This window comes from Nonomuraea sp. 10N515B, from assembly GCF_052245915.1.
Classification (GTDB): domain Bacteria; phylum Actinomycetota; class Actinomycetes; order Streptosporangiales; family Streptosporangiaceae; genus Nonomuraea.
The window spans coordinates 289,832-313,374 of record NZ_JBQQBQ010000009.1; the positions used below are offsets into that span (position 1 = coordinate 289,832).

The following is a 23,543-nucleotide window of genomic DNA, read 5'->3' on the forward strand; positions in this document are numbered from 1 at the left end:
CCCAGGATTCACATCGGCGTCGTGCCCCGGCCACCCCGCCGACGGCCGCGAGCACGAGTCAGCAGGTCACGTAGGCCGAGGACCCCCGGTACCGCGAGGCCCTGTAGGAGCAGGAGTCGATGAGCTTGCCGCTCGGGTTGCGGACGTAGGCGGTGTCCTGGTCGTTGTTCCAGACGTACTGCTTGCGTCCCCAGTACACGCTGCTGGCCCCGTCCTCACCCTGCCCGGAACGCAGGGTGATCCGCTTCTTGGCGCCGAGCACGACGTCCGGGCCGAACTCGTAGGTGTAGCCGGTCTTGTCGCGGATCGTCCAGCCTTCGAGATCGACCGTGCGCGTCGTCGTGTTGAGGACGGTGATGTACTCGGCGTTCAGCGAGCTGTTGGAGCGCCGGTCGGCCCCTGGGGAATCGTAGTAGATCTTCACGATCTGGATCGCGGGAGCAGCCGCCTGGGCGGGGAGTGCCGTGCCGAGCGTCGCTGCCGCGACGAGCGCGGCCGATAAGACGATTCTCACCGTCGAGGTCCTCTACATGTGGGCAATGTGACGCATGTAAGGACGACGGACGTCAGCTCACGGTTGGCACGGGAATGGCGCTGTTCGCAGGGCTATTTCCTGACCAGCAGCCCCACACATTCCACGTGATGAGTCATGGGGAAGGCGTCGAAAGCACGCAGGTCCTCGAGCACGTATCCGCGTTCGGCCAGCCACTTCAGATCCCGGGCGAACGTGGCGGGATCGCACGACACGTACACGATCCGCAACGCCTCCAGCCCCGTGATCCGCTCAACCACCTCGCGCCCGAGCCCGGACCGCGGCGGGTCCACCACCACGAGGTCGGCGCGCTCGATCTGGAACCGGTCGAGCGCCTCCTCCACCCGCCCCCGCTCCACCCGCGCCTGCGGCAGGTCGCGCAGGTTGGCGCGGGCGTCGCGGACGGCCGAAGCCTCGGACTCCAGGCCGAACACCGCTCCCTCGGGCCCGACGGCCTCGGCGAGCCCGGCCGCGAACAGGCCGACGCCGCAGTAGAGGTCGAGCGCCCACTCACCCGGCTCCGGCGCCGCGTACGCCAGCACGGCGTCCAGCAGCGTCTCCGCGGCCCCCGGGTGGACCTGCCAGAAACCGCTGCCTGCCACCCGGAACTCGCGATCGGCCACCTGCTCGTGCAGCACTCCCGACCCGCGCCGCGGCACCGTGTGGCCCTTGCCCTGGTCGAGCAGGATCGAGGCGGGCGCGTCGAGCTCGGGGACGGTGACGCTGCGGCGCGGCCGGGGTGAGACCACCACGGCCCGGTCGCCGCTGGAGGAGGCGATGACCTCGACCCCGGAGGCACCGGGCCAGTCATGCGCCTCCGCCCCGACCGCCTCCACCTCGGGGTGGGCGATCAGGCAGGCGTCCACTACCTCGATCTCGTGCGAACGGTGCCGCCGGAAGCCCAGCTCGCCGGTCGGCAGGGCGGCGAACTGCACGCGCGTACGCCAGCCGAGCCCGTCCTTGGCCCCCGGCACCTCCTCGACCACGACCTCGCGCTCGATCCCCGCCAGCCGGTGCAACTGCTCGGCCACGACCTGGGCCTTGAGCCGCCGCTGTGCCTGCGGCGTGGCGTGCTGCCAGTCGCAGCCGCCGCAGCGGCCCGGGCCCGCGTAGGGGCAGGGCGGGACCACGCGGTCTGGCGACGGCTCGAGGATCTCCACGGCGTCGGCACGCAGGAACCGGGTGGTCTCCTCGGTGACGTCGGCGATGACCCGTTCGCCGGGCAGCGCGTGCCGGACGAACACCACGCGTCCTTCGTGGCGTGCCACACACCAGCCACCGTGCGCGACCGGACCCACCGTCAACTCGAGAGATACCTGTTCCACACCGCCACCCTATGCCCCCTACCTGGCCAGATTGATCCATTACTGTAGGTGGTCGTGGGAACGGCGAGGGTGGTGCGGCGGCGGCCCGGCTTCGGGGGGGCGCTGCTGGCCGTCCTGTTCGCCTGCGCGTCGCTGACGCCGTCGATGCTGCCCCGCACGTGGTTGTACCAGGGGGTGATGTGCGCGGTCACCGGCATCCTGGGGTACGCCGTGGGAGCCACGCTCGGCGCGCTGGGCCGGGCGGTGATCTCCTACCGGCTGCCGGAGCGGGGCCGTTGGGTCGCCTGGCAGCTCCTGATCGGCGTGGGCGGGGCACTGGCGGCGGTCGCGCTCTGGTACAGCGTGGACTGGCAACGCGACCTGCGGGCGCTCATGGGCATGGACACGCGGATCACGTGGTTTCCTCCGGTGATCGTCGCGATAGCCGTCGCCCTCTTCACACTATTTCTCGCTATTTCGCGGCTTGTCCGCTTGGGTTGCCGCAAGCTGATCGCCTGGCTCGAGCGGTTCGTCCCGATCTATGTCGGCCATGTCCTCGGCGTGCTCGTCATCGGGCTCGTGGTCGTCGTCTTCGCCAACGATGTGGTCTTCTCCGCCTTCTCCGCCCGGGTGAGCGAAGTCTCCTCGGTCACCAACGCCGGCACCCACCCGGGGGTGCACAGGCCCACCTCCACCCTGGTGTCCGGCGGCCCGGGTTCGCTGGTGACCTGGGAGTCGCTCGGCAAGGAAGGCCGCCGCTTCACCGGCACCGCCACCACCCGCGCCAGGCTCGCCGCCTTCTCCGGCCGCCCTGCCGCCGACCCGATCAGGGTCTACGTCGGACTCGACTCCACCCGCTCGCCTCAGGCCCAGGCGGCGCTGGCGGTTCGCGAGCTCGAACGCGCCGGCGCGTTCAGCCGCCCTGTGCTCGCCGTGCTCGGCACGACGGGCACCGGCTGGGTCGACCCGCACATCGCCGACGCGCTGGAGTACATGTACAACGGCCGCTCCGCCATGGTCGCCCTGCAGTACTCGTATCTGCCGAGCTGGGCGTCGTTCCTGCTCGACCGGGACAAGGCGGCGGCCGCGGGGCGGGCGTTGTTCGAGGCGGTACGCGCCAGGTGGGCCAGGCTGCCGCCCGGCGAGCGGCCGAAGCTGGTGCTGTCGGGCGAGAGCCTGGGGTCCTACCAGCTGGAGGGGGCCTTCCGCGACCTGGAGGACCTGGCGGCCAAGGCAGACGGCGCGGTGTTCGTCGGCCCGCCGAACGCCAATCACATCTGGCGCAGCGTCACGAACGGCCGCGAACCCGGCAGCCCTGTGTGGCGGCCGATCTACCAAGGGGGCAAGACGGTCAGGTTCGCCCAGCACCCCGACGACCTGGACCGGCCGCCGGGGCCTTGGGTCCGCCCGCGCGTGGTCTACCTGCAGAACGCCTCCGACCCGGTCGTGTGGTGGTCTCCCGAGCTGATCTACCGCCGGCCGGCCTGGCTGGAGGGCGCGCGGGGTCCGGGGATGAATCCGGAGATGAACTGGTTCCCGCTCGTGACCTTCTGGCAGGTGCTGGTGGATCTGACGGCCGGGCTGTCCGTGCCGCCGGGCCACGGGCACCGCTACGGCCCCAACATCGTCGACGGCTGGGCCGCGGTCGCCGCGCCGCCGGGCTGGAGCGCGTCCGACACCGACCGGCTGCGCGTGCTGATCAGCTCTTGAGCTGCTCCTCTTCCTTGACCGTCTGGTGCCACGGCCGGCGCACCGAACCCGGTGCGAACGGCTCCGGGCGGCCCTTGAGCCGGTCCGAGGAGTGCAGCTGCCAGGGCACGCTCGTGACCATGACCCCCGGCTTGAACAGCAGCCGCGCCTTCAGCCGGAGCGCGCTCTGGTTGTGCAGCAGGTGCTCCCACCAGTGGCCCACCACGTACTCGGGGATGAACACGGTCACCACGTCGCGCGGCGAGCGCCTGCGCAGGTGCTTGACGTAGTCGAGGATGGGCTGCGTGATCTCCCGGTACGGCGAGTCGAGCATCTTGAGCGGCACCGGGATGCCCCGCCGCTCCCACTCGTCCTGCAGCTTGCGTGCCTCTTCACCCTCGACGCCCACGGTGACGGCCTCCAGCATGGACGGCCTCGTGGCACGCGCGTACGCCAGCGCTCGCAGGGTCGGCTTGTGGATCTTGGAGACGAGCACGATGGCGTGGTTGCGCGCGGGCAGCATCGTCGGCTCGTAGTCCTCGGTGATCGCCAGCTCGCTCGCGACGTGGTCATAGTGCCCCCGGATGCCCTTCATCAGCACGAACAGCACCGGCATGGCCAGCACCACGATCCACGCGCCCAGCAGGAACTTGGTCACCAGGACCACGACCAGCACAAGCCCCGTGAACACCGCGCCGAAGCCGTTGATGGCCCGCGAGCGGATCATGTGCCGCCGCGCCTGCCGCTCGGTCTCGGTCTTCAGCAGCCGAGTCCAGTGGATCACCATGCCGATCTGGCTCAGTGTGAACGACACGAACACGCCGACGATGTACAGGTGCACGAGCGCGCTGGGGTTGGCGTTGAACACGAAGATCAGCAGGCAGGCGAACCCGGAGAGCAGGACGATGCCGTTGGAGAACGCCAGCCGGTCGCCCCTGGTGTGCAGCTGGCGCGGCAGGTAGCGGTCCTGGGCCAGGATCGAGCCGAGCACGGGGAAGCCGTTGAAGGCGGTGTTCGCAGCCAGGAACAGGATGAGCGCGGTGATGGCGCTGATGAAGATGAAGCCCGTCGAGTCGTGACCGAACACGGCCGAGGCCACCTGCGGCAGGATCGCCTCGTTGGTGTAGCCGGGAGGCGCCGGCTGCCCGTTGATGATGAGCTGCTCCTGCGGGTTCTCCGCCGCCTTGACGCCGGAGATGAGCGCGAGCGCGATGACGCCCACGAACATCGACACCGCGATCAGGCCCATCAGCGCCAGCGTGGTGGCGGCGTTCTTGCTCTTGGGCTTGCGGAAGGCCGGGACGCCGTTGCTGATCGCCTCGACGCCGGTCAGCGCGGCGCAGCCGTTGGAGAAGGCGCGCAGGAGCATGAAGGCCAGGGCCAGGCCGGCCAGCGCGGAGCCGTCCTGCTCGGCGTGGAGCTCGAAGTCCGCGCTCGGCGCCGTCAGGTCGTCGCCGAACACGCCCAGCCGGAAGAACCCCCACGCGATCATGCCGAGGACGCCGACGACGAAGGCGTAGGTGGGAATGGCGAAGATCCCGCCCGACTCGCGGATGCCCCGCAGGTTCATGACGGTGAGCAGGACCACCATGGAGATGGCCACGCCGACCTTGTGCTCGGCAACGAATGGGATGGCCGCGCCGATATTGTCGACCCCCGACGACACGGAGACGGCGACTGTCAGCACGTAGTCGACCATCAGCGCGCTGGCCACGGTCAGGCCGGCGTTCTGACCGAGGTTGGTCATGGCGACCTCGTAGTCACCGCCGCCGCTCGGATAGGCGTGCACGGTCTGCCGGTACGACGCCACGACGGTGAACATCAGCACCACGATGGCGACGGCGATCCACGGCGCGAAGTGATAGGCGGCGACTCCCGCTACGGAAAGTGCGACCAGGATCTCCAGCGGCGCGTACGCCACCGAGGAGAGCGGGTCGCTCGCGAAAACAGGTAGTGCGATCCGTTTGGGGAGGAGTTGCTCATGAAGCTGCCCGCTACGCAGGGCACGCCCCACGAGCACGCGTTTGACAAGATCCGCTACCTTCGCCACGTAACGAGATGCTAGCCCCATACGCAGGCGCTAAACGAGGTGAGTCCCCACTGGGGCCATACTGGTGTCGAGCAACCGGCCGACCGCGAGATGCGGGGGGATATGCATATAGTGATCATGGGATGTGGCCGGGTGGGTTCGACCCTCGCGCACATCCTCGAAGACAGCGGCCATTCCGTCGCCATCATCGACCGCAACCCCCAGGCGTTCCGCCGGCTGCGCGCCGGGTTCCGGGGGCGGCGGGTGACGGGCGTCGGCTTCGATCGCGACGTGCTCACCGAGGCCGGTGTCGAGTCCGCGGCGGCGTTCGTGGCGGTCTCCAGCGGGGACAACTCCAACATCATCTCCGCGCGCGTGGCCCGCGAGACGTTCGGCGTCGACAACGTGGTGGCCCGCATCTACGACCCTCGGCGAGCCGAGGTCTACCAGCGGCTGGGCATCCCCACGGTGGCGACCGTGCGGTGGACCGCCGACCAGATCCTGCGCCGCATCCTCCCCGAGGGCGCCGAGCCGCTCTGGCGCGACCCCACCGGCACCGTGGTGCTGGCGGAGGTCGCCGCCCATCCCGCCTGGATCGGCACCCGCATGGCCGACCTGGAGAGCCGCGTCCGCACGCGCGCCGCCTTCGTCAACCGCATGGGCGAGGCCGTGACCATCACGGAGGACACCGTGGTCCAGGATGGCGACGTGCTTCACGTCATCGCCGCCGAGAACGACATGGACCGGATCAACAAGGTGCTCGCCGCGGCACCGGAAGAGGACCAGTGATGCGCATCGCCATCGCCGGAGCGGGAGCCGTCGGCCGTTCCATCGCGGCCGAGCTCCTGGAGAACGGCCACGAGGTCCTGCTCATCGACGTCGACCCCGCCGCCATCAAGATCGACAGCGTGCCGCGCGCCGAATGGCTGCTCGCCGACGCCTGCGAGATCGCGTCGCTGGACGAGGCCGGTCTCAACAACTGCCACGTCGTCGTCGCCTCCTCCGGCGACGACAAGGTCAACCTGGTCGTGTCGCTGCTGGCCAAGACCGAATACGGCGTGCCCCGCGTGGTGGCCAGGATCAACCACCCCAACAACGAGTGGCTGTTCAACGAGTCATGGGGCGTCGACGTGGCCGTCTCGACCCCGCGCCTGCTGAGCGCGCTGGTGGAGGAGGCGGTGAGCGTCGGCGACCTGGTCCGCCTGATGACCTTCCGCCAGGGCCAGGCCAACCTGGTGGAACTGACACTGGCCGAGGACGCGCCGGTGGTCGGCCAGCGAGCCGGCTCGGTGCCGTGGCCGGTGGACGCGGCGCTGGTGGCGATCCTGCGCGAGGGCCGGGTCCTGGTGCCGACCGCGGACGATCCGCTGGAGGCGGGGGACGAGCTGCTGTTCGTCGCCAACCAGGAAGTGGAGCAGGAGCTCGCCCACCTCCTGTCCCTGCACTAGGGCAGGACGCCGGCCGGGGTCTGCCGAGTGCCGAGGACAAGCGCCGCCAGGTTCTCGCCTGGCGGCGCTTGTTGCCGTCCCACCCGAGCGGCACCATCGACCACCAAAAAACTTGCAAAAAATCTGTGGGCGCGTGTCGAAACCGCCTCGCCTTTCGCAGCGTATCCAGTGGGCCGGACGAGCCGGCCCGCCGACACGCATGCCATCAGAACCAACGATCTGGCCAAGGCCCGTGACGAGCTCCGCCCGTTGTATGCCGCCTACATCGGACCATCACGCAGCAAGCGTGGGGCCTGCCAACGGTGCTGAGCTGCGCTGGCATTGGCTCTGGGTCATAGGTGCGTGGTCAGCGACGGCAGGTGCGGCGGGTGCCATCGCCAGGTGGTGTTGCCGTCGGCGGCGATGCCTTTGCGCCACAACGGTGCGGGCACCAGCCGGATCATGCTGACCAGGGCCCGGTACCCGGCCGTGGAGGTGGTGCGGCGCCCGTCGGCGCGGGCACCTAGGGCAGTGGCCTGGGTGCGCGGGCGGCGCTCGGCGTCGTAGCGCCGCAGCGCGGCCTCGACTGTGGGTTTGTCGGTGAGGGCAGCGGCGAGCACGACGGCATCCTCGATGGACTGCCCGGCACCCTGGCCGCGATCCGGGCTCATCGCGTGCGCGGCGTCGCCGAGCAGCGCCACCCGCCCGCGGACGTAGGTGGGCAGCGGGTCCAGGTCGCAGATGTCGATATGGATCACCGCCTCTTCTGGTGTGGCCTCGATCAGCGCAGGGATCGGCTCGTGCCAGGTGGCGACTCGGCGGGCCGCTTCGGTCTTCTCTTGGTCGTAGCGGATGCCCGCCTGGTCGGCGGTGGTGACGTACGCCCAGTAGGCGCGGCCGCCGCTGACGGGGTGGATGAGGAAGTAGCCGCCGGGACCCATGGTGATGCTGCCGGGCAGCCCGTCGGCATCCACGATGCCCAGCCAGGCGGTGCGGCCCAGGAAACGCGGCGGCGGCGCATCCGGCCACAGCAGTCGGCGCACCGTGCTGCGGATACCGTCCGCGCCGATCACCAGGTCAGCGGTGGCCTCGCCGCCGCTCCAGGCGACCGTCACCGTGTGCTGGTCGTGTTGGTCTTGCTGGATGCCGGTGACTTCCGCGCCGGTGCGCACCCATCCGGCGGGCACCGCAGAGTACGTGGGCACCCCGGCCGCACGCGCCTGCCGGCCCACGCCAAGTTCATCGAGCGCGCGCATGGCGTTCGGAGCCTGAGACATGCCAGCACCGATCTCACGCAACTCGGCCGCCCGCTCCAGCACGATGGCCCGCCAGCCGATCCGATGCAGGGCGACGGCAGCGGCCAGTCCGCCGATGCCGCCGCCTACCACGATGGCCTGTCTGGTCACGGTGTCTCCTCCTCGTCGCGGTCGTTGGCCGGGGTGGGGTTCAGGGGTGGCGCGTTGTCGAAGACCTTGGCCATCCATTCGAAGGTGGCGTGCGCCTGGCGGATGCGTGAGGCCCGCTCGTCGTCCGGGCCGACCAGGTCCAGGCCGTTGCGTGTGATGTCGAGGAAGGAGGTGATGCCGGCGATCTGCTTGCGGGCCACCACCGCCCAGGCGTCCTCGGCCATCCGGTAGTAGACGGTCCGCTCGCCCGGCCGGGTGCGCCAGGTCAGGAATCCCATGCCGGTCAGCAGCCGCAGGTTGGAGGTCAGCGAGGCGCGGCTGGCGCCGATGGCCTCGCTGATCTGCCCGGCGGACTGCTCCGGCGGGTCGCAGACCATGAGCCAGCCCAGTACCCGCCCGGCGATCGGCGGCACACCATCGCGCGCCAGGTACATGGCTACCCGCTCCACCCACTCCAGCAACGGCTCCTGTTCAGTCACGGCGGTTCATCCCCTCTTGCAGTTATTTCAGTATGAGCTAAAATAACTGTATCAATCAAGCTGCACCCCTGTTGGGCGTGCTGGTGGAGAGCCGGGAAGTCTGGTCGGCCCGCGACGCTCGCCGTCGCGGAGAACGAGGAGGACTTTCCCGATGACCTCACGCACCCTTTCGTCGCTGCTCGGTAGCGGAATCGCCGCCGGCGTCCTGGTGCCGGTACTGCTGTGGGCCGACGGCGCCACCCGGCCCGGCTACAGCCTGTGGCACCACGGCGCCAGCCAGCTCGGCACCGGCGAGCGCGCCTGGCTACAGACGATCAACTTCGTGCTCGGCGGCCTGCTGCTGGCCGCCTTCGCCGCCGGAGTGCGCCGCGCTCTACGAGGTGGGCGCGGCGCGACCTGGGGACCGATCCTGCTCACGACCGCCGCGGCGGGACTCATCGTGGCCGGGCTGGTGCCCACCGATCCCGCACTGGGCTACCCGCCCGGGCAACCGAACATCGTCACCGCCAGCGGCGTCATTCACCAGGTGGCCGGCTTACTGCTGTTCGCCGGGCTCAGCGCCGCCGCGTTCGTCCTCGCTAGACGCCTGGGCGAAGCAAGCCGCGCTTGGGCCGTCTACTCCCGTCTGTCCGGGACCCTCATCATCGGCTTCGCCTTCGCCGCCGGCATCGCCTACCGCCTAGACACCCAAGGCATATGGCGACCAGCTCCCGCGGGCCTGCTCGAACACCTCTCCCTGTTGTCCGGATTCTGCTGGCTGATAGCAGTGGGCGTGCACCTGCGACGCGCCCGCGCCAACAGTCCCGCAGGGACCGTGTCCCCAGGAGGTACGGCCCGCCGGTGATCCCGGTGCGACGGCCGGTGCACCACCCGCGCACGGACCGTCGGCGCCGCCGGTTGCTCAACACAGCGGCGGCGCTTACCGATCACAGATGGCGGATCTCTTCAGGGAGAGCTCCCTTTGTCAAAAACCTGGCGCCGTGCCGTCCCTCACACCCGTTCGTACGCGTGTGGACCGACCGCTACGTGCGGTCATCTTGGCGCCCATCCCAAGAGCCCAGTCAGGAGGCGGTGCGCGCGGCAATCGACAGCAACAGTGCTCGGGGCATGCGCCGCTCGATCTCGGCTGCCAGGCGCTCGGCGTCGGTGCTGAGTTGCGCCTTGCCGCGGCGGCGCTTCGAGGACAGGCACGCCGCCCTCGTCGATGACCGGGTCAGCGTCTTCGGGATCGAACCAATGCAGTGCTCATCTCTGATCGGGCGCGAGTCCTGTGGCGACGATGTCGATGAGCAGGTCGAGGATCTTGGGGCGGAGGGAGGGGTCGCCGAGCCGTTCGGCGAACATCGGCACCAGCAGCACGCACTGCAGGACACCGACGAGCACGGCGGGCTCGGCCGCGATCAAGTCCCCGCGCGCAGTGCGGGCGGTCAAGAACTCGCCCAAGGCGGTGGCGGGATTGTCGGCCATGGCGGCGATCCGCTGAGGGTCGAGCTTGCGCGCCACGGCCTGCATCTCCTCGGGGTGGGTCATCAGGCGCCGCCACAGCGGGTTGGCCGACAGTTCGTCCAAGGTGGCGTGGAGGAAGCGGCGCAGGCCTTCACGCGTGTCGTCCGTACTCAGCAGGGCGCCGTCGATGACCCGGCGCTTGACGTCGCCCGACTGCCGCAGCATCAGCTCCAGATACAGCGCCTCCTTGGAGTCGAAGAAGACATAAAAGCTGCTCTTGGCCACTCCGGTCGGAGTCATCAGCTCTTCCAGGGAGGTCTTGCGCAGTCCTTGGCTGGTGAACAGCTTTTCCCCGGTCTCCAGTAGCAGCCGGGTGATGCGGGCCTTCTCCTCGGCGGTGAACGCGGGTGGCATTGGAGACAACCTTCCTTCAATCGAACAGTTCGTTCATATGGTTTCACGGGTACGTGCGGACACGACCAGAGCCGCCGAGGCCTCACCTCCAGCAGGGCTACGGAGCAGGACGACGGCGACCACTGCGGCGGCCCTGCGCCGACGGCCATGTTCACGGACATGGAGGCGGTGAAGGCCTGCCCCGCCGCGGCGATGACCGCTGGGTCGGCTGTGGCGACGGCACCGGCCAGGACTCGCGCGCGGCGGTATGGCACCCATCAGCGTGGTCACGGCAGCGGGGGTGGCCAGCCCGGCGCCCATGCCCATGACCACCAAGGCGGTGGCGAGCAACAGGTAGCCGCTTGCCGGGCTGAGCGTCGACAGCAGACCGAACCGGCGGCGATGATCAGCATGCAAGTGGTGACCATGGCCCGGTTGTTGAAGCGGCGGCCCAGCGTGGCCCCGGCCATGTTGAACATCGCCGAGGACGCGGCGAAGGGCAGCAGCGCCAGGTCCGCCTCCAGCACGCCGTAGCCGGCCACGAACTGGACGTACTGGGTGAGCGTCAGGCATCATGCCCGCTGCGGCGAACGCCAGCAGAGGCTCAGGCAGAGCGCTGCCAGGATCCACCAGCGGCGCGGGTGCGCCGCTCCAGGGGTGCGCATGGGTGGTTTCATCCTCTTTCAGGTGCGGCAGGCGTGGTCACTCGGCGTTGCCCTCGGCGGCCGTCTGGCGCAGGCCCTCCTCGTAGATGGCGACGAAGCGGTCAATCTGCCACAGCTGGGAGACGAAGATAAGCGACAGACCGAACACCGACGGCCAGGCCTCGATGCGGATCAGGCCGTACACCATGATCGCGGCGCCGACGGCGGCCAGGGCGATCAGCCAGCGGATCGCGGGACGGTGCGCCTCGGCCGCCAGCGAGTGGTCGGCGGCGTACATCTTCTCGCCGTAGATGCCCTTCTCCGCCCAGCTACGGGGCTCGTAGACGGGCTTGAACGCGTGCGGGTTGATCCACATCCAGATCACGCCCGCCGCGATCGGAGCTAGTGCCCACCAGCCCAGCGCGTCGCGGAAGTAGATCGGCAGGAGGATCGGCGCCAGCCCGGCCATACGGGTCCAGACGCTCCAGGCGTTGGCGTGCCGCTTCCAGGAGTCGTCGTTGAGTCCGAACGTTGCCGCAGCGGCCTGTGTGAGCTTCATCGTTGCTCCTCAAAAGGGGGAAGTAGCCGGGCACATCCCGACAGTGAATCCATAAAACCAGATTTGCCAAATGTTTTCAATGAGCCGTGCTTCGAGTCGGAGCGAGTGGTGTTGGTGCCGCCGCCCAGCTGGCCGGATTTGTTTCGCCCCCGCGCACTGACCGTCCCATCGCCGTGCAGCGCCATGCTGAACCCGCTACCGGCGGCCACGCAATTGACGTTCGTCAAGCTTTTGACAGGCGCGGGGACCAGGCGTACCTCGGTGGTGTCGAAGCGATTGCCAGCAGGCTCCGAATCGCCCTGGCCAGGGTTGACTTCCCGACGCCCGCCGGGCCCCGCAGCATGGCCAGGAAGTATTCATGACCCGCCTCTACAATCACCAGGCCCAGGTGGGGTTGCCGGTTGCGGCCTGGGACACGGACCACAGCCGTTCGCGGGCGGCCTCATCGTAGGCGAAGGCCGGGGCGCGGGACGGGCGGAGGTCTTCATCCACGTACGGCCCGGGCAGGTTCCCGTCCCACGTGGCCAGGCGGGCGTAGGTCTCGCCGAGGCGTTCGGCGGGGACGGCCATACGGTTCTTGGGAGCGTACAAAGTGCGCAGCAACCATGGCATGGCCGCCACCCGATCTGGGTCCAGACGTACAGCAGGTACGCGTACGCAGGTCGCATCCACCTGTCCTTTGGCTTTCTCGGCCAGGGAGAAGGTGGTCATGATCTGGGCGAGTTTGGCGTGGTAGTAGGCGCGGGTGGGGCTGAACCAGCTCGGATCGTCGAGTTGGTCGAAGCGGATCCGGATGCGGGGCGTCGAGAGCAGCCCTTTGCTGGCGATGTTGATCACGCGAGGCTTGTCCGCAGTGGCGAGCAGTGGGCTGAGTCTGGCGGTGAGCAGGAACGGGCCCAGGTGGTTGGTAGCCCAGAACAGTTCATGCCCGTCCGCCGTGAAGACAGGCTCGCGGATCGTTTGGTCGAAGACGGCGGAGTTGTTGATGAGCACGTCGAGGTGGCCGACGGTCTGTGCGAGCCGGTTGGCGGCGGCCTCGATGGAGTCGGGTATCGACAGGTCGGCCTGGATCAGACTTGCCGGGTGCACGGCGTGGGCGTTGATGTCGGCCAGCGCGGCGCGGCCTCGCTCGGGGTCCCGGCACAGTGCCAGCACGTGGTGGCCTGCGGCGGCGAGGGTGCGGGCGGCGCGCAGGCCGATTCCGGAGTTGGCGCCGGTGATGGCGATGGACAGCATGCGATGATTCTAGTCTGTTCGGAACGATCCGAACAAACTAGAATCTGTACGTGGCCAGTGTTGAGGAGTTCGTGGAAAGTGCCGGGCTGTACTTCGAGCGTTTGGGGCTCAGCCGTACGGCAGGCCGGGTCGTCGGCGTGCTCCTGGTCGATCCGGGCGATTCCGCCGACGCCCCGGGGCTGTGCGAGCAGCTCGGAGTGGCCAAGAGCAGCATGAGCGTCGCCCTGGGGCAGCTCGAACGGGCCGGGCTCGTCGAGCGCTTCCGCCCACCCCGGGGGCGCCGCGATCACTACCGGCTGACCGAAGACGTCTTCGGACGCGCATTCCGAGCGAAGATGACCGAGTTCACCGCGTTCGCGCAGCTCGCCGAGCAAGGGCTGGCCGTAGTCGGCGACAACCTCAAAAGCCGGGCCAGGCTGGAGCTGATGCGCGACATGTACGGCTTCATGGGCCGCGAGTTCCCCAAGCTCCTCGACCAATGGGATCGAGAGCGCCACTAACGGCCGAGGTCGCTGCTGCTCACGCGGAACGATGGTTGTGCGACTCCCACCTGAGCGAGCGCCTCGGTGAGGCCCCGACCTCCGTGCGGGTCGCCGACCATGGCCGGGGAGTGTCCAGGGACACGGCCGGCAGGGCGCGCAGGGCCGCGCGTCGCTACGCGGTCTCGCTGGACGGTTACCGCCGTTCGGGCTCTCCGCTGGACACGTTGCACCGCACACCGTCCTGGGTGGCCGCTCGCCGTACAAGTCAGGCGGTTGTGCCCGGCCACTGTCGCACACCCCCCACCTCGCTCCTTCATCACCAAGCTGGGGCAATGGCCGGTGGAGGCAGGCCCGCGCTATCTGCAGGGCAGCACAGCAGGAGGAGTCCCTCCGGCAGAACAACCTGATGCGCCCTTGTCCGCTCTCATCGTGTTGAACCGGCAGGAAACCCATCGTCGGCGCATGACGCGTTCCGTTCTCGTGCTGGTGGCGCAGCAGGTTGCGCTCGGCCTCGGGTTCGTCGGGGTCGCCGGTTTCTGGCCCAAGGGTAATCCGCTGACGTCCATGGCCCGACTGAGATCGTCCGCCGACGATGGCCGTGCAGGATGTTCGACGGTATCGAGGCGGCTGGGTGTCAGGGGGAAGGCTCGTTGCAGCGCAACAGAAGCATGGCGGCATCGTCGTGCAACGGCCCATCGACGTACGCCATCAGGTCGAGGCGTAGTTTCTCCAGCGCCGCCTCCGGATCGTCGCCCTCCAACAGGAACGAGCGCTCCAGGAGCGGATAGAAGGCATTATCGCGGTCGCGTGCCTCGATTACTCCGTCGGTGTAGAGCAGGATCTGGTCGCCGGGCCGGAAGGGCACCTGGTAAGGCTGCGGCCCCTCCACCTCCAGCCCGGGCAGGCCGAGCGGTGGGGCGTTGTCCTCCGGCTCGGCGAAGACCGCGTCCCCGTCGAAGGGCACGAGCAACGGTGGCGGGTGGCCGTAGTTGAGCAGCGTCAGCCTGCCGTCGGCAGCGGTTTCAGCCAAGATCGCGGTGACGAATTCCTCGCCCGACAGGCGGCGATTCAGCGAACGTTCCAGCCGTTCGCTGACGCCGAGCAGGTCTGCTTCGTCCTGGGCTGCCTCGCGGAAGGCGCCGAGCACCGTGGCTGCCGTCTCCACGGCTTCGAGTCCCTTGCCCTGCACGTCACCAACGATCACACGCACCCCGCCTGGGCCGATGACCACCTCGTACAGGTCGCCGCCGATCCGGGCCTCGGCGTTGGCCGAGGTGTAGGAGACGGCGGCGCGCATGTTGCCGGCGCGGCGCGGCACCGGCCGCAGCGGCACCCGCTGAGCCACCTCGGCGACCGACCGTACGCTGGCCAGTTCCCGCTCCCGCCGCTGCCTCCCGAGGGTGACCAGCACTCCCGCCACCGTCACACCGGCGATGGAGATGAGATTGAGGTCGCTTTGCCGTGACCCGAGCAGTTCGTCATACAGGCCTAGGAGCAGCGAGAGAACCAGCGCCATGCCTCCGATGAGCACGGTCCGGAGAGCGCCGCCGACCAGGCACGCGAACGCGGGCCCGAGCGCCAAGAGGGACAGGTAGCCGTATTGCGGCCCGGCCAGGAGATCCACGGCCGTTACGGTGCCCATCATGACGAACGGCAAGGCGGTCGTCAGGGAGTGCACCAGCCGGATTCCTCTCGCGTACTCCCGGCTCCGCACAGGCGTCTCCAGACAGGTCGGCAAAATGATCTGCCGACCAGACTTCCCGGCGCACCGCAGTTACTGTAACAACCCCGTGGCTCCCGCGGCAGCCGGTTGCCAAGCCGCAGGAACTCCCCCACCGCGTCGCCGACGTCGCCGAGGTGGACAGAGCCAGTTAGCAGCAGCCACACGCTCTGGCTAATGAGGCGCCAAGATGGGGAGCGCGACGGCTGAGGGCCGTACAGGGTCGTGGTGGAGCAGACGCGTGCCGGCGGCGGGGTTGCGGTCCCAACGCGGGAACGCGCCTGCGGTGATCTGCACGCGAATGCGGTGCCCGCGTCGGATCCGATACGCGATCGGCCAGAGCTCGACCTCGGCGCATGCGGGTACGGGGGTGAGCCGCCGGAGCCCGTCGGTCACGTACGTGGCCTTGCCGGACGGTGCCACATCGCAGATTCGCACGTAGAAGTCGGCGCTCGCGGCGTCGGATGAGACGTGCAGTATCGCCCGAGGGACGCCGATGGCATCGAGATCGGCCTCCAGCGGCTCGCTGGTGTAGGTGAGCACGTCGGTGCGGTCGCGTAACACTCGGTCGCCGTGTGCCCGTTTGATGCCCATGAGCCGCGGGGGCAGTTCGGGATCGGGGGTAGGGTCGGCCGGATCGTAGGTGAGGCGGTCAGACTGGGACTCTGGCGGCGCGGCGCTGGCGAGCCCGCCGCCGGGCTGTAGATGCCATGGCCGCGGCTGGACGTCGGGCGGTGGATAGCTGTCGAGGTCGAGCCACTCGCCGGCGCCGTCGAGGTGGATGCGGACAGGTTTGTCGCGCAGCCCGGTCCGGTCCCCGAGCAGGTGCGCTCGAAGCCACAGGAGTCCTTCGCGGACGCTCGTGAGTGATGCCTGAGTGTCCCAGTGGTGCCACGGACCAATCGTCAGGTACGGCTTCCGCCCCGCGCGATGCAGTTCCTGGTAGTCGCGGATGAGGGCGGGCAGCATGAAGTCGCGCCAGCCGCCGACCAGGTGATTCGGCGCGGTCACCGCCGCAACTCTGCCGCTGTGGTCGCTGCGCGTCCACCAGGGGTCGTCGGCCCGCTCATGGTCGAGCCATTCTCGCCAGTGCGGCGCCACCGCGCCCAGCGCGATCTCGTCGGCCTCGGCGAGCGGGAGGTGCCGTGCCGCCGCCGTGCGCCGGCGGGTGCCGCGCACCAGGGCAGCCAGGTACGACAGCAGTGGGCGTTCCTGGTGGTGGACCACATATGCCCAGCCCAGGAAGATCTCCAGCGAGAGTGCGTCGCCCGGATAGATCATGCTCCGAAAGTCAGAGCTGGTCAGCTGGGTGGACATGGCCTGGAGCGTCGGCCCGGCCGCGTCGGCGATGGCCCACTGGGTGAAGCCGAGGTAGCTGGCGCCGGTGGTGCCGAGCACGCCGTTGAACCACGGCTGCCGCTTCAGCCAGTCCAGCACGGCCAGCCCGTCCTCGCGTTCGCTGGCGAACGGGTCGATTGTGCCGCCTGACCCACAGGTTCCCCGGCCGCTGACGATCAGTACGTGAAAGCCCCGCTCGGCGATCAGCTTGGCAACGAAGGAGCCTTTCGTGCGGTCGGTGTAGACCGAGCGGATCATGACCGTGGGCCGCTCGCCGAGTTCCTGTGGCGCGTAGTGGTCGGCCAACAGGGTCACGCCGTCGGGCATGGTGATCGGCAGGTCTCTGTCGACCGTGACGGTGCGGGTCTCGGCAGGCGGGAGTTTGGCCTGGCGGGCCAGGATGCGGCCGGCGATGCTCATGGCAGGGACTCCAGGATCTTGATGGCGCGGCCGACACCGTTCTCGGCGCGGATGCGGTGGCCCAGGTCTTCGGCGGCACGCGCCATGGCCGGGCCGGTGGTCTGGCGGATGGCGGCGGCGAGCCCGTCCGGGGTGAGGTGGCGCTGCGGCTGCGGCGGCGGGGGCGACGCCGGCCGCGTGCATGCGCGCCGCCCAGAAGGGCTGATCGGCGACGAACGGGCAAACCACGTATGGCCGTCCGGCGGCCAGCGCGGCGCCCGTGGTGCCGCTGCCGCCGTGGTGGACGATCGCGGCCATGCGCGGGAACAGCCAGTCGTGTGGCGCCTGGTCGAGCTGAAAGACGGTGTCGGGCAGGTCGCTCACCTGCAGGCCGCCCCATCCGGAGGCGAGCACCGCCCGCACGCCGGCCCGCCGTACGGCCGCGGCCACGATGCGGCCGACCCGCCGTGGGTCGGTGCCCGCCATGCTGCCGAATCCGATGTAGACCGGCGCGTCCCCGGCCTCCAGGAAGGCGGCCAAGTCAGCGGATGGACTCCAGTCGGACGGGGCGGGTAGATACCAGAAGCCGGTGGTGTGCACCCAGTCCGGGTAGTCCAGGTGGTTCGGGAGCACGTGCCGGCTGAAGCCCTGCAGCACGGTGGCCGGACTGCCGTCCGGGCGACGGAGGATGTCGTGGCGCCCGCGCCGCCGTGGCAGGCCCAGCCGCCGCTTGCGCAGATCGTCGGCGATGCCGCCGAAGGAGCGCAGCATCAGCTTGATCGGCAGGTAGGAGGCGCGGTTGAGCGCCTTGGGCAGCGGCAGCGGCAACATCGGGTTGCGGAAGGCGGCGGTCGGCACCCACACCGGCTGCAGCGCGGCGGGGACCGCGGGCACGCCCAGCCGCTCGGCGAAGTGCTGGGCCGGGATGCCGGGCGCGTGCACCACCAGGTCGGCCCCCACCTCGGCCACGGTCGCCATGTCGTCGAACACTTTGGCCATGAGCGGTTTGCTGCGGCGCATCACCTGCAGGGCGACTCGCTTGCCACGCAGGCCGCGGTAGTTGGTCTCGATGGCCTGGCGGATGTCGGGGTCGTCGATGAGCGTGTTCGGCCCGTCGTGCAGCGGCGCGAAGTCGATCCCGTACGGGTGCGCGAGAGAGGCCATCGCCACGGGTGCGCCCAGCACCACCTGGTGCCCGGCCCGCCGCAGCGCCAGGGCCAGCCCCGCGTACGGCTGGACGTCGCCGCGGGTCCCGTGCGTGAGGATGAGCACCCTCATCGCGACCGCCGTTCCTTCTTCACCGCGTCCCAGGCCGTCAGGGCACGGTCGTCGGCGAACACGCCATGCGTGAAGATCTCGATCGCCGCCCTGGAGTACTGCAACGTGGCGTCCGTCTCGTGCAGGTCGCCCACACCCAGCACCCTGGACAGGTGCTCGCCGAAGGCCAGCGGCGCGAGCAGCCACGTCACGTAGATCGCCGCGCGGGCCCGCGGATCCTCGCTGGCCCGCACCCGCCCCTCACCGACGCCCTGCTCCAGCCACCGCTCGGTCGCCTCGACGATCTCGTCGAACAGAGCAGCCGCGTCCGGGGTACCGTCGAGAAAGGCGCGAGCCAGATAGCGGCGCACCGGCGTGCCGGCCTCCAGCACCGCGCCCAGCCCTGCCGCGTCCTCCAGATCCACCTCGGGACCACCGCGTACCAGCGACATCACGTAGTCGTCGCACTCCTTGCGCAGCCCCTCCTTGGTGCCGAAATGGTGCAGCACCAGAGCATGCGACACCCCGGCGCGGGCGGCGACCGCCCGCAACGTCACCCGGTTGACGCCCTCGGCGCCGAACAACTCCAACGCGGCGTTCCTGATCCTGGCACGCGCCGTCAGGTCGTCCTTGTCTGACCGCATGGTCAGCAGGCTAACCAAATGGTCAATCGCTTGGCAAGGACGGGATCGTCAGGAATTCGCCAAGAGACCTCTGGCCGAGCCGAGCCCGCACTGTTACCGTCGATCGTGGAGCGCCGGGAAGCCTGGTCGGCAAACGTCATATCGGACCGGCATCAGAGAGGCGCCCCCATGGCGAGCAGCCCTGCCGTCTTCATCAGCGGCCTGACCAAGCGCTACGGCAAAGTCCGCGCCCTTGACGGGCTCGACCTGACCGTCCACGTCGGCGAGGTGCACGGCTTCCTCGGCCCGAACGGCTCGGGCAAGACCACCACGCTGCGCATCCTGCTCGGCCTGATACGGGCCGACTCCGGCCACGCCGAGCTGCTCGGCGGGAACCCCTGGCGGGACGCGGTCGAGCTACACCGGCGGCTGGCGTACGTGCCCGGCGACGTCGTGCTGTGGCCGACGCTGTCCGGCGGGGAGGCCATCGACCTGCTCGGACGGCTGCGTGGCGGCCTCGATCGGCGGCGCAAGGCGGCCCTGCTCGAACGCTTCGACCTCGACCCCACCCGCAAGGGCCGCGCCTACTCCAAGGGCAACCGCCAAAAGGTGGCCCTGATCGCCGCTCTGTCCTCGAACGTCGAACTGTTGCTCCTCGACGAGCCGACCTCGGGCCTGGACCCGCTGATGGAGGCGGGCTTCCGCGAGACCATCCGCGAAGAGCGGAACAACGGCCGCACGGTGCTGCTGTCCAGCCACATCCTGTCCGAGGTCGAGGCCCTGTGCGACCAGGTCACCATCATCCGCGACGGGCGGGCGGTCGAGACCGGCACGCTGGCCCAGCTGCGCCACCTCACCCGCACCTCGATCACCGCCGAGCTCGACCACATCCCCGACGGCCTGACCGTGCTGGCGGGCGTGCACGACCTGGCCGTCAACGACTCCCGGGTCCGTTTCCAGGTGGACGCCGAACATCTCCCGAGCGCGCTGCGCCTGCTCACCGACTCTGGCGTCCGCGAGCTGACGTGCCAGCCCGCCACGCTGGAGGAGCTGTTCCTGCGGCACTACCAGGTCGCGGCGTGACGGGCACGCTGACGCTGGTGCGGCTGGCGCTGCGCCGCGACCGCGTCCTGCTGCCCGTCTGGATCCTCGTCATCACCGGCGTCATCGCCGCCAGCGCCTCGGCCATCGCCGAGCTGTACCCGCAGGCCGCCCAGCGCATCGCCCTCGGCGTCACCATCGGCTCCGCCCCCGCGCTGCAAGCGCTCACCGGACCTGTCTTCGACGCGACGTCGATCGGCGGGCTCACCGCCTGGCGGACCACCACCATGGCCTCAGTGCTGGCCGCTTTGATGAGCATCATCGTGGTGACCCGGCACACCCGCGCAGAAGAGGAGACCGGCCGGGCGGAGCTGGTCGGCGCCTGCGCGGTCGGCCGCCACGCGACCCTGACCTCGGCGGTGCTCGTCGCCGGCGGCGCGAACCTGCTCATCGTGCTTCTCCTCACGCTCGCCCTGGCCGGGCAGGGCCTGCCGGCAACGGGCGCACTGGCGTTCGGCCTGGCCGTGGGCGGCGCCGGCTGGACGTTCACCGGCGTCGCCATGCTGGCCGCGCAGCTCACCGAGCACGCCCGCACCGCCAACGGCATCGCCGCCGCGGCCCTCGGCCTGGCCTTCCTCCTGCGCGCGCTCGGCGACGCCGCGAAGGTGGAAACGCTCGCCTGGCTGTCGCCGCTGGGCTGGGCGCAGCGCATGCGGGCGTTCGCCGGCGAGCGCTGGTGGGTGGCCGCCCTGTTCGCCGCAACCGGCTTGGTGCTGGTAGCAGGGGCAGCGCTGCTGGCCAGGCGACGGGACCTCGGCGCCGGACTCCTGCCGGCCCGCCTGGGCCCGCCGGACGCCGCCGCCTCTCTCAGGAGCCCGCTGGCGCTGGCCTGGCGGCTGCAACGCGGCGGCCTGCTCAGCTGGACGATCGGCTTCGCCGTCGTGGGCGCGATGTTCGGCGCGCTCGCGCACAGCGTCGGCGACATCGTGCGCGACAACCCGCAACTGGCCGAACTGTTGGCACAGATCGGCGGCGGCGCCACCGCGCTGATCGACACGTTCCTGGCCGCCGAGCTGGGCCTGCTGAGCATGGTCGCCGGCGGTTACGCCGTCCAGGCCACACTACGGCTGCAGGGCGAGGAATCCGCGATCCGGGCCGAACCCATCCTCGCCGCCTCCGTGGCCCGCCGACGCTGGACGGCAAGCCACCTGACCGTCGCGTTGGGCGGCAGCGCGCTGATTCTCGCCGCAGGCGGACTGGCAGCCGGGCTCGCCCACGGACTCCGGATCGGCGAACCGGCCCGCCAGGCCGTCCGACTGCTGGGCGCGGCGCTGGTCCAGGTACCCGCCACGTGGACGCTGGCCGGGATCGCGATGCTCCTGTTCGGGCTGCTGCCCCGGCTGACCGCGCTCGCCTGGGCCGCGCTGGTGACCTTCGCCCTGCTCGGGCAGCTCGGCGAACTGCTCCAACTCGACGACTGGATCACCGGCCTGTCCCCCTTCGCACACATCCCGCACTCCCTGGGCCAGCCGGTGGATGTGAGCCCGCTGCTGTGGCTGGGCGCGGTCACCGCGGCACTCTCGCTGACCGGCATCGCCGCCTTCCAGCGGCGTGACCTGCGAGGAGACTGACCGTGCCGCTCCTGATCGCCCTCAGCGCGCTGGGGCTGGCCGTGCTGGCCTTCGCCGCCGATCACCTGGTGCTCGGCTCCGGCCGACTGGCAGAACGGCTCGGGCTGGAGCCGATCGTGGTGATCTGCCCGGTCAGACTCTGCACCGCCTTGGGCCGATGGTCGATGGCCAGCACCTCGATGCCGCGCCGGATGAGCTCCAGCGCCAGCGCACTGCCGAACCGGCCCAGCCCGATCACCACGACCGCGTCGCTCTTCTTGTCAACCAACGATCACACGCTCCTCGGGTAGTTCGTAGCGGCGGGCACGCTCCTTCAGTGCGAGCGCCGAGCCCAGGGTCAGCGGGCCGATCCGGCCGATGAACATGAGCAGCACCAGCAGCAGGTGCCCGGCGGGCGTGGCATCGGCGGTGATCCCGGTGGACAGCCCGACCGTCCCGAACGCGGAGACCACCTCGAACAGCACCTGGTCCAGACTGTGCGGGGTCAACGCCAGCAGCACGTAGGTGGCCACCACGACCAGACCGACGCTGATCACGGCGATCGAGACGACCTGCCGCTGCGCGCTTTCGGCCAAACGCCGATGGCCGACGTTGACACGGGGTTCGCCGCGCATCTCGGCCCAGATGATAAAGGCCAGCAGCCCGAACGTGGTGACCTTGACCCCGCCCGCGGTGCTGGCGCTGCCGCCGCCGATGAACATCAGCACGTCGGTGGCTAGCAGGCTGGTGGGATACATCTGCCCGATGTCCAGGCTGTTGAACCCGGCCGTGCGTGGCATGACGGCGGTGAAGAAGGCGGCCAGCAGCTTGCCAGGGTCATCCAGCTTGCCCAAGGTTGCGGGATTGCGCCACTCGGTGGCCAGGAAGATCAGCGTGCCGACCACTAGCAAGACGAGCGTCACGCCCACCGTGACGCGGGCAAGAACCGTCCAGCGGCTTGGGTGGCGCCAGGAACGGACCAGCTCGAACACCACCGGGAATCCCAGCCCGCCCACGATCACCGCGCCCGCGACCGGCAGGCAAATCCACGGGTCGGTGGCGAACCTCATCAAGCTGTCCGGCCACAGGGCGAACCCGGCGTTGTTGAACGCCGACACCGCATGGAAGCCACCGATATACACGGCTCGCCCGAACGGCTCGCCGTATCCGATCATGAAACGGGCGGTGAGCACCACGGCTATCACAGCCTCGCAGACCAGGCTGAACAGCACCACGTTGCGCACGACCCGCCGCACGTCGGACATGCTCAGCGTCTTGGTCTCGGCCTGGGCGAACATCCGCGCGCGCAGGCCGAGCCGCCCGGCCACCAGCACGGTGAACAGCGTGGCCAGCGTCATGATGCCCAGCCCGCCGACCTGGATCAAGACGGCGATCACCACCTCGCCGAACACCGACCAGTGTCCCGCTGTGTCCACCACGACCAGGCCGGTCACGCACACGGCCGACGTCGCGGTGAACAGGGCCGTGATCCAACCGGCCGGCTCACCCGAGGCAGTGGCCAGCGGCGATGACAATAGCGCGGTGCCCAGCAGTATCGCGGCCCCGAAGCCGGTCGCGATCACCTGCGCCGGATGCTGGAATCGGTTGAGGAAGGATGTTGCCCGCCGTGCCCGCAGCTTCACGATGTGGAACCCCCATGAGATCGTCTGTGGAGCCGGCGCGCGATGCCGAACCAGGCCGGGACTTCACGATCGTCGTCGAAGCCGCGGGCGATGACGATATCGGTGGAGGAGTGCAGCAGGATCGACAGCACGATGGTGACCGCGACGAGTTGGAAGACGTCCTGCGCGGCGGCGATGCCGGAGGCCAGCACGATCAGCCCGTACACCACCGAGGCGAACCCCTTGGGCCCGAACCAGGCCACCGCCGCCTGCTCGCGCACCGACAGCCCGGAGCGCAGGAAGGACA

Annotated in this window: 22 protein-coding genes and 1 pseudogene; 7 read left to right on the forward strand and 16 right to left on the reverse strand. The window is 69.7% G+C overall.

All coding sequences use genetic code 11. The features are described from left to right. Positions 1–58: 58 nt before the first annotated feature. Positions 59–514, reverse strand: coding sequence for a lamin tail domain-containing protein (locus tag ACTWQA_RS16550; protein WP_443160098.1), 456 nt, complete (start codon positions 512–514; stop codon positions 59–61). Between the two features lie 92 nt (positions 515–606). After that, the gene (locus tag ACTWQA_RS16555; protein WP_443160128.1) at positions 607–1,836 is read right to left on the reverse strand and encodes a class I SAM-dependent RNA methyltransferase; all 1,230 of its coding nucleotides are present in this window, start codon (positions 1,834–1,836) and stop codon (positions 607–609) included. Positions 1,837–1,911: 75 nt separating this feature from the next. Between ACTWQA_RS16555 and ACTWQA_RS16560 the strand changes: the two genes are divergently transcribed. Then, positions 1,912–3,546, forward strand: a complete 1,635-nt coding sequence (locus ACTWQA_RS16560) for an alpha/beta hydrolase (protein ID WP_443160099.1) — start codon at positions 1,912–1,914, stop codon at positions 3,544–3,546. On the opposite strand, the gene ACTWQA_RS16565 is transcribed toward ACTWQA_RS16560, so the two are convergent. Further along, positions 3,536–5,575, reverse strand: coding sequence for an APC family permease (locus tag ACTWQA_RS16565; RefSeq protein ID WP_443160100.1), 2,040 nt, complete (start codon positions 5,573–5,575; stop codon positions 3,536–3,538). The genes ACTWQA_RS16560 and ACTWQA_RS16565 overlap by 11 nt on opposite strands. A 102-nt stretch (positions 5,576–5,677) precedes the next feature. On the opposite strand from ACTWQA_RS16565, the gene ACTWQA_RS16570 reads away from it, so the two are divergent. Continuing rightward, the gene (locus ACTWQA_RS16570) at positions 5,678–6,343 is read left to right on the forward strand and encodes a potassium channel family protein (protein ID WP_443160101.1); all 666 of its coding nucleotides are present in this window, start codon (positions 5,678–5,680) and stop codon (positions 6,341–6,343) included. Continuing rightward, positions 6,343–7,002 carry a potassium channel family protein gene (locus ACTWQA_RS16575; RefSeq protein ID WP_305922392.1) on the forward strand — a complete coding sequence of 220 codons (660 nt, stop codon included), beginning with the start codon at positions 6,343–6,345 and terminating at the stop codon, positions 7,000–7,002. The genes ACTWQA_RS16570 and ACTWQA_RS16575 overlap by 1 nt, the downstream gene beginning before the upstream one ends. 332 nt (positions 7,003–7,334) lie before the next feature. On the opposite strand, the gene ACTWQA_RS16580 is transcribed toward ACTWQA_RS16575, so the two are convergent. Both ACTWQA_RS16580 and ACTWQA_RS16585 read right to left on the reverse strand, forming a co-directional pair. After that, positions 7,335–8,387 (reverse strand): FAD-dependent monooxygenase, encoded by a 1,053-nt coding sequence (locus tag ACTWQA_RS16580; RefSeq protein ID WP_443160102.1) that lies wholly within the window; start codon positions 8,385–8,387, stop codon positions 7,335–7,337. Next, positions 8,384–8,866, reverse strand: a complete 483-nt coding sequence (locus ACTWQA_RS16585; protein ID WP_443160103.1) for a GbsR/MarR family transcriptional regulator — start codon at positions 8,864–8,866, stop codon at positions 8,384–8,386. The genes ACTWQA_RS16580 and ACTWQA_RS16585 overlap by 4 nt, the downstream gene beginning before the upstream one ends. 151 nt (positions 8,867–9,017) lie before the next feature. Here ACTWQA_RS16585 and ACTWQA_RS16590 point away from each other — a divergent pair, with 151 nt between their 5' ends. After that, on the forward strand, positions 9,018–9,710 hold the full coding sequence (locus ACTWQA_RS16590) for a DUF998 domain-containing protein (RefSeq protein WP_443160104.1): 693 nt from the start codon (positions 9,018–9,020) through the stop codon (positions 9,708–9,710). Between the two features lie 401 nt (positions 9,711–10,111). Here the strand turns inward: ACTWQA_RS16590 and ACTWQA_RS16595 are convergent, their stop codons facing one another. The 5 genes from ACTWQA_RS16595 to ACTWQA_RS16615 form a co-directional block, all read right to left on the reverse strand. Then, positions 10,112–10,726, reverse strand: a complete 615-nt coding sequence (locus tag ACTWQA_RS16595) for a TetR/AcrR family transcriptional regulator (RefSeq protein WP_443160105.1) — start codon at positions 10,724–10,726, stop codon at positions 10,112–10,114. A 266-nt stretch (positions 10,727–10,992) separates the two neighbouring features. Continuing rightward, the gene (locus tag ACTWQA_RS16600; RefSeq protein ID WP_443160106.1) at positions 10,993–11,247 is read right to left on the reverse strand and encodes a hypothetical protein; all 255 of its coding nucleotides are present in this window, start codon (positions 11,245–11,247) and stop codon (positions 10,993–10,995) included. Between the two features lie 160 nt (positions 11,248–11,407). Continuing rightward, a complete protein-coding gene (locus ACTWQA_RS16605) occupies positions 11,408–11,908 on the reverse strand; it encodes a DUF6653 family protein (RefSeq protein ID WP_443160107.1) in 501 nt (166 codons plus the stop codon). Next, positions 11,905–12,117, reverse strand: coding sequence for a hypothetical protein (locus ACTWQA_RS16610; RefSeq protein ID WP_443160129.1), 213 nt, complete (start codon positions 12,115–12,117; stop codon positions 11,905–11,907). The genes ACTWQA_RS16605 and ACTWQA_RS16610 overlap by 4 nt, the downstream gene beginning before the upstream one ends. A gap of 166 nt (positions 12,118–12,283) precedes the next feature. After that, a complete protein-coding gene (locus ACTWQA_RS16615) occupies positions 12,284–13,144 on the reverse strand; it encodes an SDR family NAD(P)-dependent oxidoreductase (protein ID WP_443160108.1) in 861 nt (286 codons plus the stop codon). Between the two features lie 50 nt (positions 13,145–13,194). Here ACTWQA_RS16615 and ACTWQA_RS16620 point away from each other — a divergent pair, with 50 nt between their 5' ends. Next, entirely contained in the window at positions 13,195–13,644 is a 450-nt protein-coding gene (locus ACTWQA_RS16620; RefSeq protein WP_443160109.1) for a GbsR/MarR family transcriptional regulator, read from the forward strand. Between the two features lie 616 nt (positions 13,645–14,260). Here ACTWQA_RS16620 and ACTWQA_RS16625 read toward each other — a convergent pair. The 3 genes from ACTWQA_RS16625 to ACTWQA_RS16635 all read right to left on the reverse strand — a co-directional run bounded on the left by ACTWQA_RS16625 (position 14,261) and on the right by ACTWQA_RS16635 (position 18,984). After that, entirely contained in the window at positions 14,261–15,304 is a 1,044-nt protein-coding gene (locus ACTWQA_RS16625; RefSeq protein ID WP_443160110.1) for a PP2C family protein-serine/threonine phosphatase, read from the reverse strand. Between the two features lie 216 nt (positions 15,305–15,520). Beyond that, complete coding sequence (locus ACTWQA_RS16630) at positions 15,521–18,361, reverse strand: CocE/NonD family hydrolase (protein WP_443160111.1); 2,841 nt, start codon at positions 18,359–18,361, stop codon at positions 15,521–15,523. Next, positions 18,358–18,984 (reverse strand): TetR/AcrR family transcriptional regulator, encoded by a 627-nt coding sequence (locus ACTWQA_RS16635; RefSeq protein ID WP_443160112.1) that lies wholly within the window; start codon positions 18,982–18,984, stop codon positions 18,358–18,360. The genes ACTWQA_RS16630 and ACTWQA_RS16635 overlap by 4 nt, the downstream gene beginning before the upstream one ends. Positions 18,985–19,152: 168 nt before the next feature. On the opposite strand from ACTWQA_RS16635, the gene ACTWQA_RS16640 reads away from it, so the two are divergent. Continuing rightward, on the forward strand, positions 19,153–20,046 hold the full coding sequence (locus ACTWQA_RS16640) for an ATP-binding cassette domain-containing protein (protein WP_443160113.1): 894 nt from the start codon (positions 19,153–19,155) through the stop codon (positions 20,044–20,046). Beyond that, positions 20,043–21,635 carry an ABC transporter permease gene (locus tag ACTWQA_RS16645; protein ID WP_443160114.1) on the forward strand — a complete coding sequence of 531 codons (1,593 nt, stop codon included), beginning with the start codon at positions 20,043–20,045 and terminating at the stop codon, positions 21,633–21,635. Before ACTWQA_RS16640 ends, ACTWQA_RS16645 begins: the two co-directional genes overlap by 4 nt. 61 nt (positions 21,636–21,696) lie before the next feature. Here the strand turns inward: ACTWQA_RS16645 and ACTWQA_RS16650 are convergent, their stop codons facing one another. The 3 genes and pseudogenes from ACTWQA_RS16650 to ACTWQA_RS16660 form a co-directional block, all read right to left on the reverse strand. Then, positions 21,697–21,903, reverse strand: coding sequence for an NAD-binding protein (locus ACTWQA_RS16650; RefSeq protein ID WP_443160115.1), 207 nt, complete (start codon positions 21,901–21,903; stop codon positions 21,697–21,699). After that, positions 21,896–23,257 carry a TrkH family potassium uptake protein gene (locus tag ACTWQA_RS16655; RefSeq protein WP_443160116.1) on the reverse strand — a complete coding sequence of 454 codons (1,362 nt, stop codon included), beginning with the start codon at positions 23,255–23,257 and terminating at the stop codon, positions 21,896–21,898. Before ACTWQA_RS16655 ends, ACTWQA_RS16650 begins: the two co-directional genes overlap by 8 nt. Continuing rightward, a pseudogene (locus ACTWQA_RS16660) lies at positions 23,254–23,543 on the reverse strand (cation:proton antiporter); the annotation flags it as partial. The pseudogene ACTWQA_RS16660 and the gene ACTWQA_RS16655, both read right to left, overlap by 4 nt.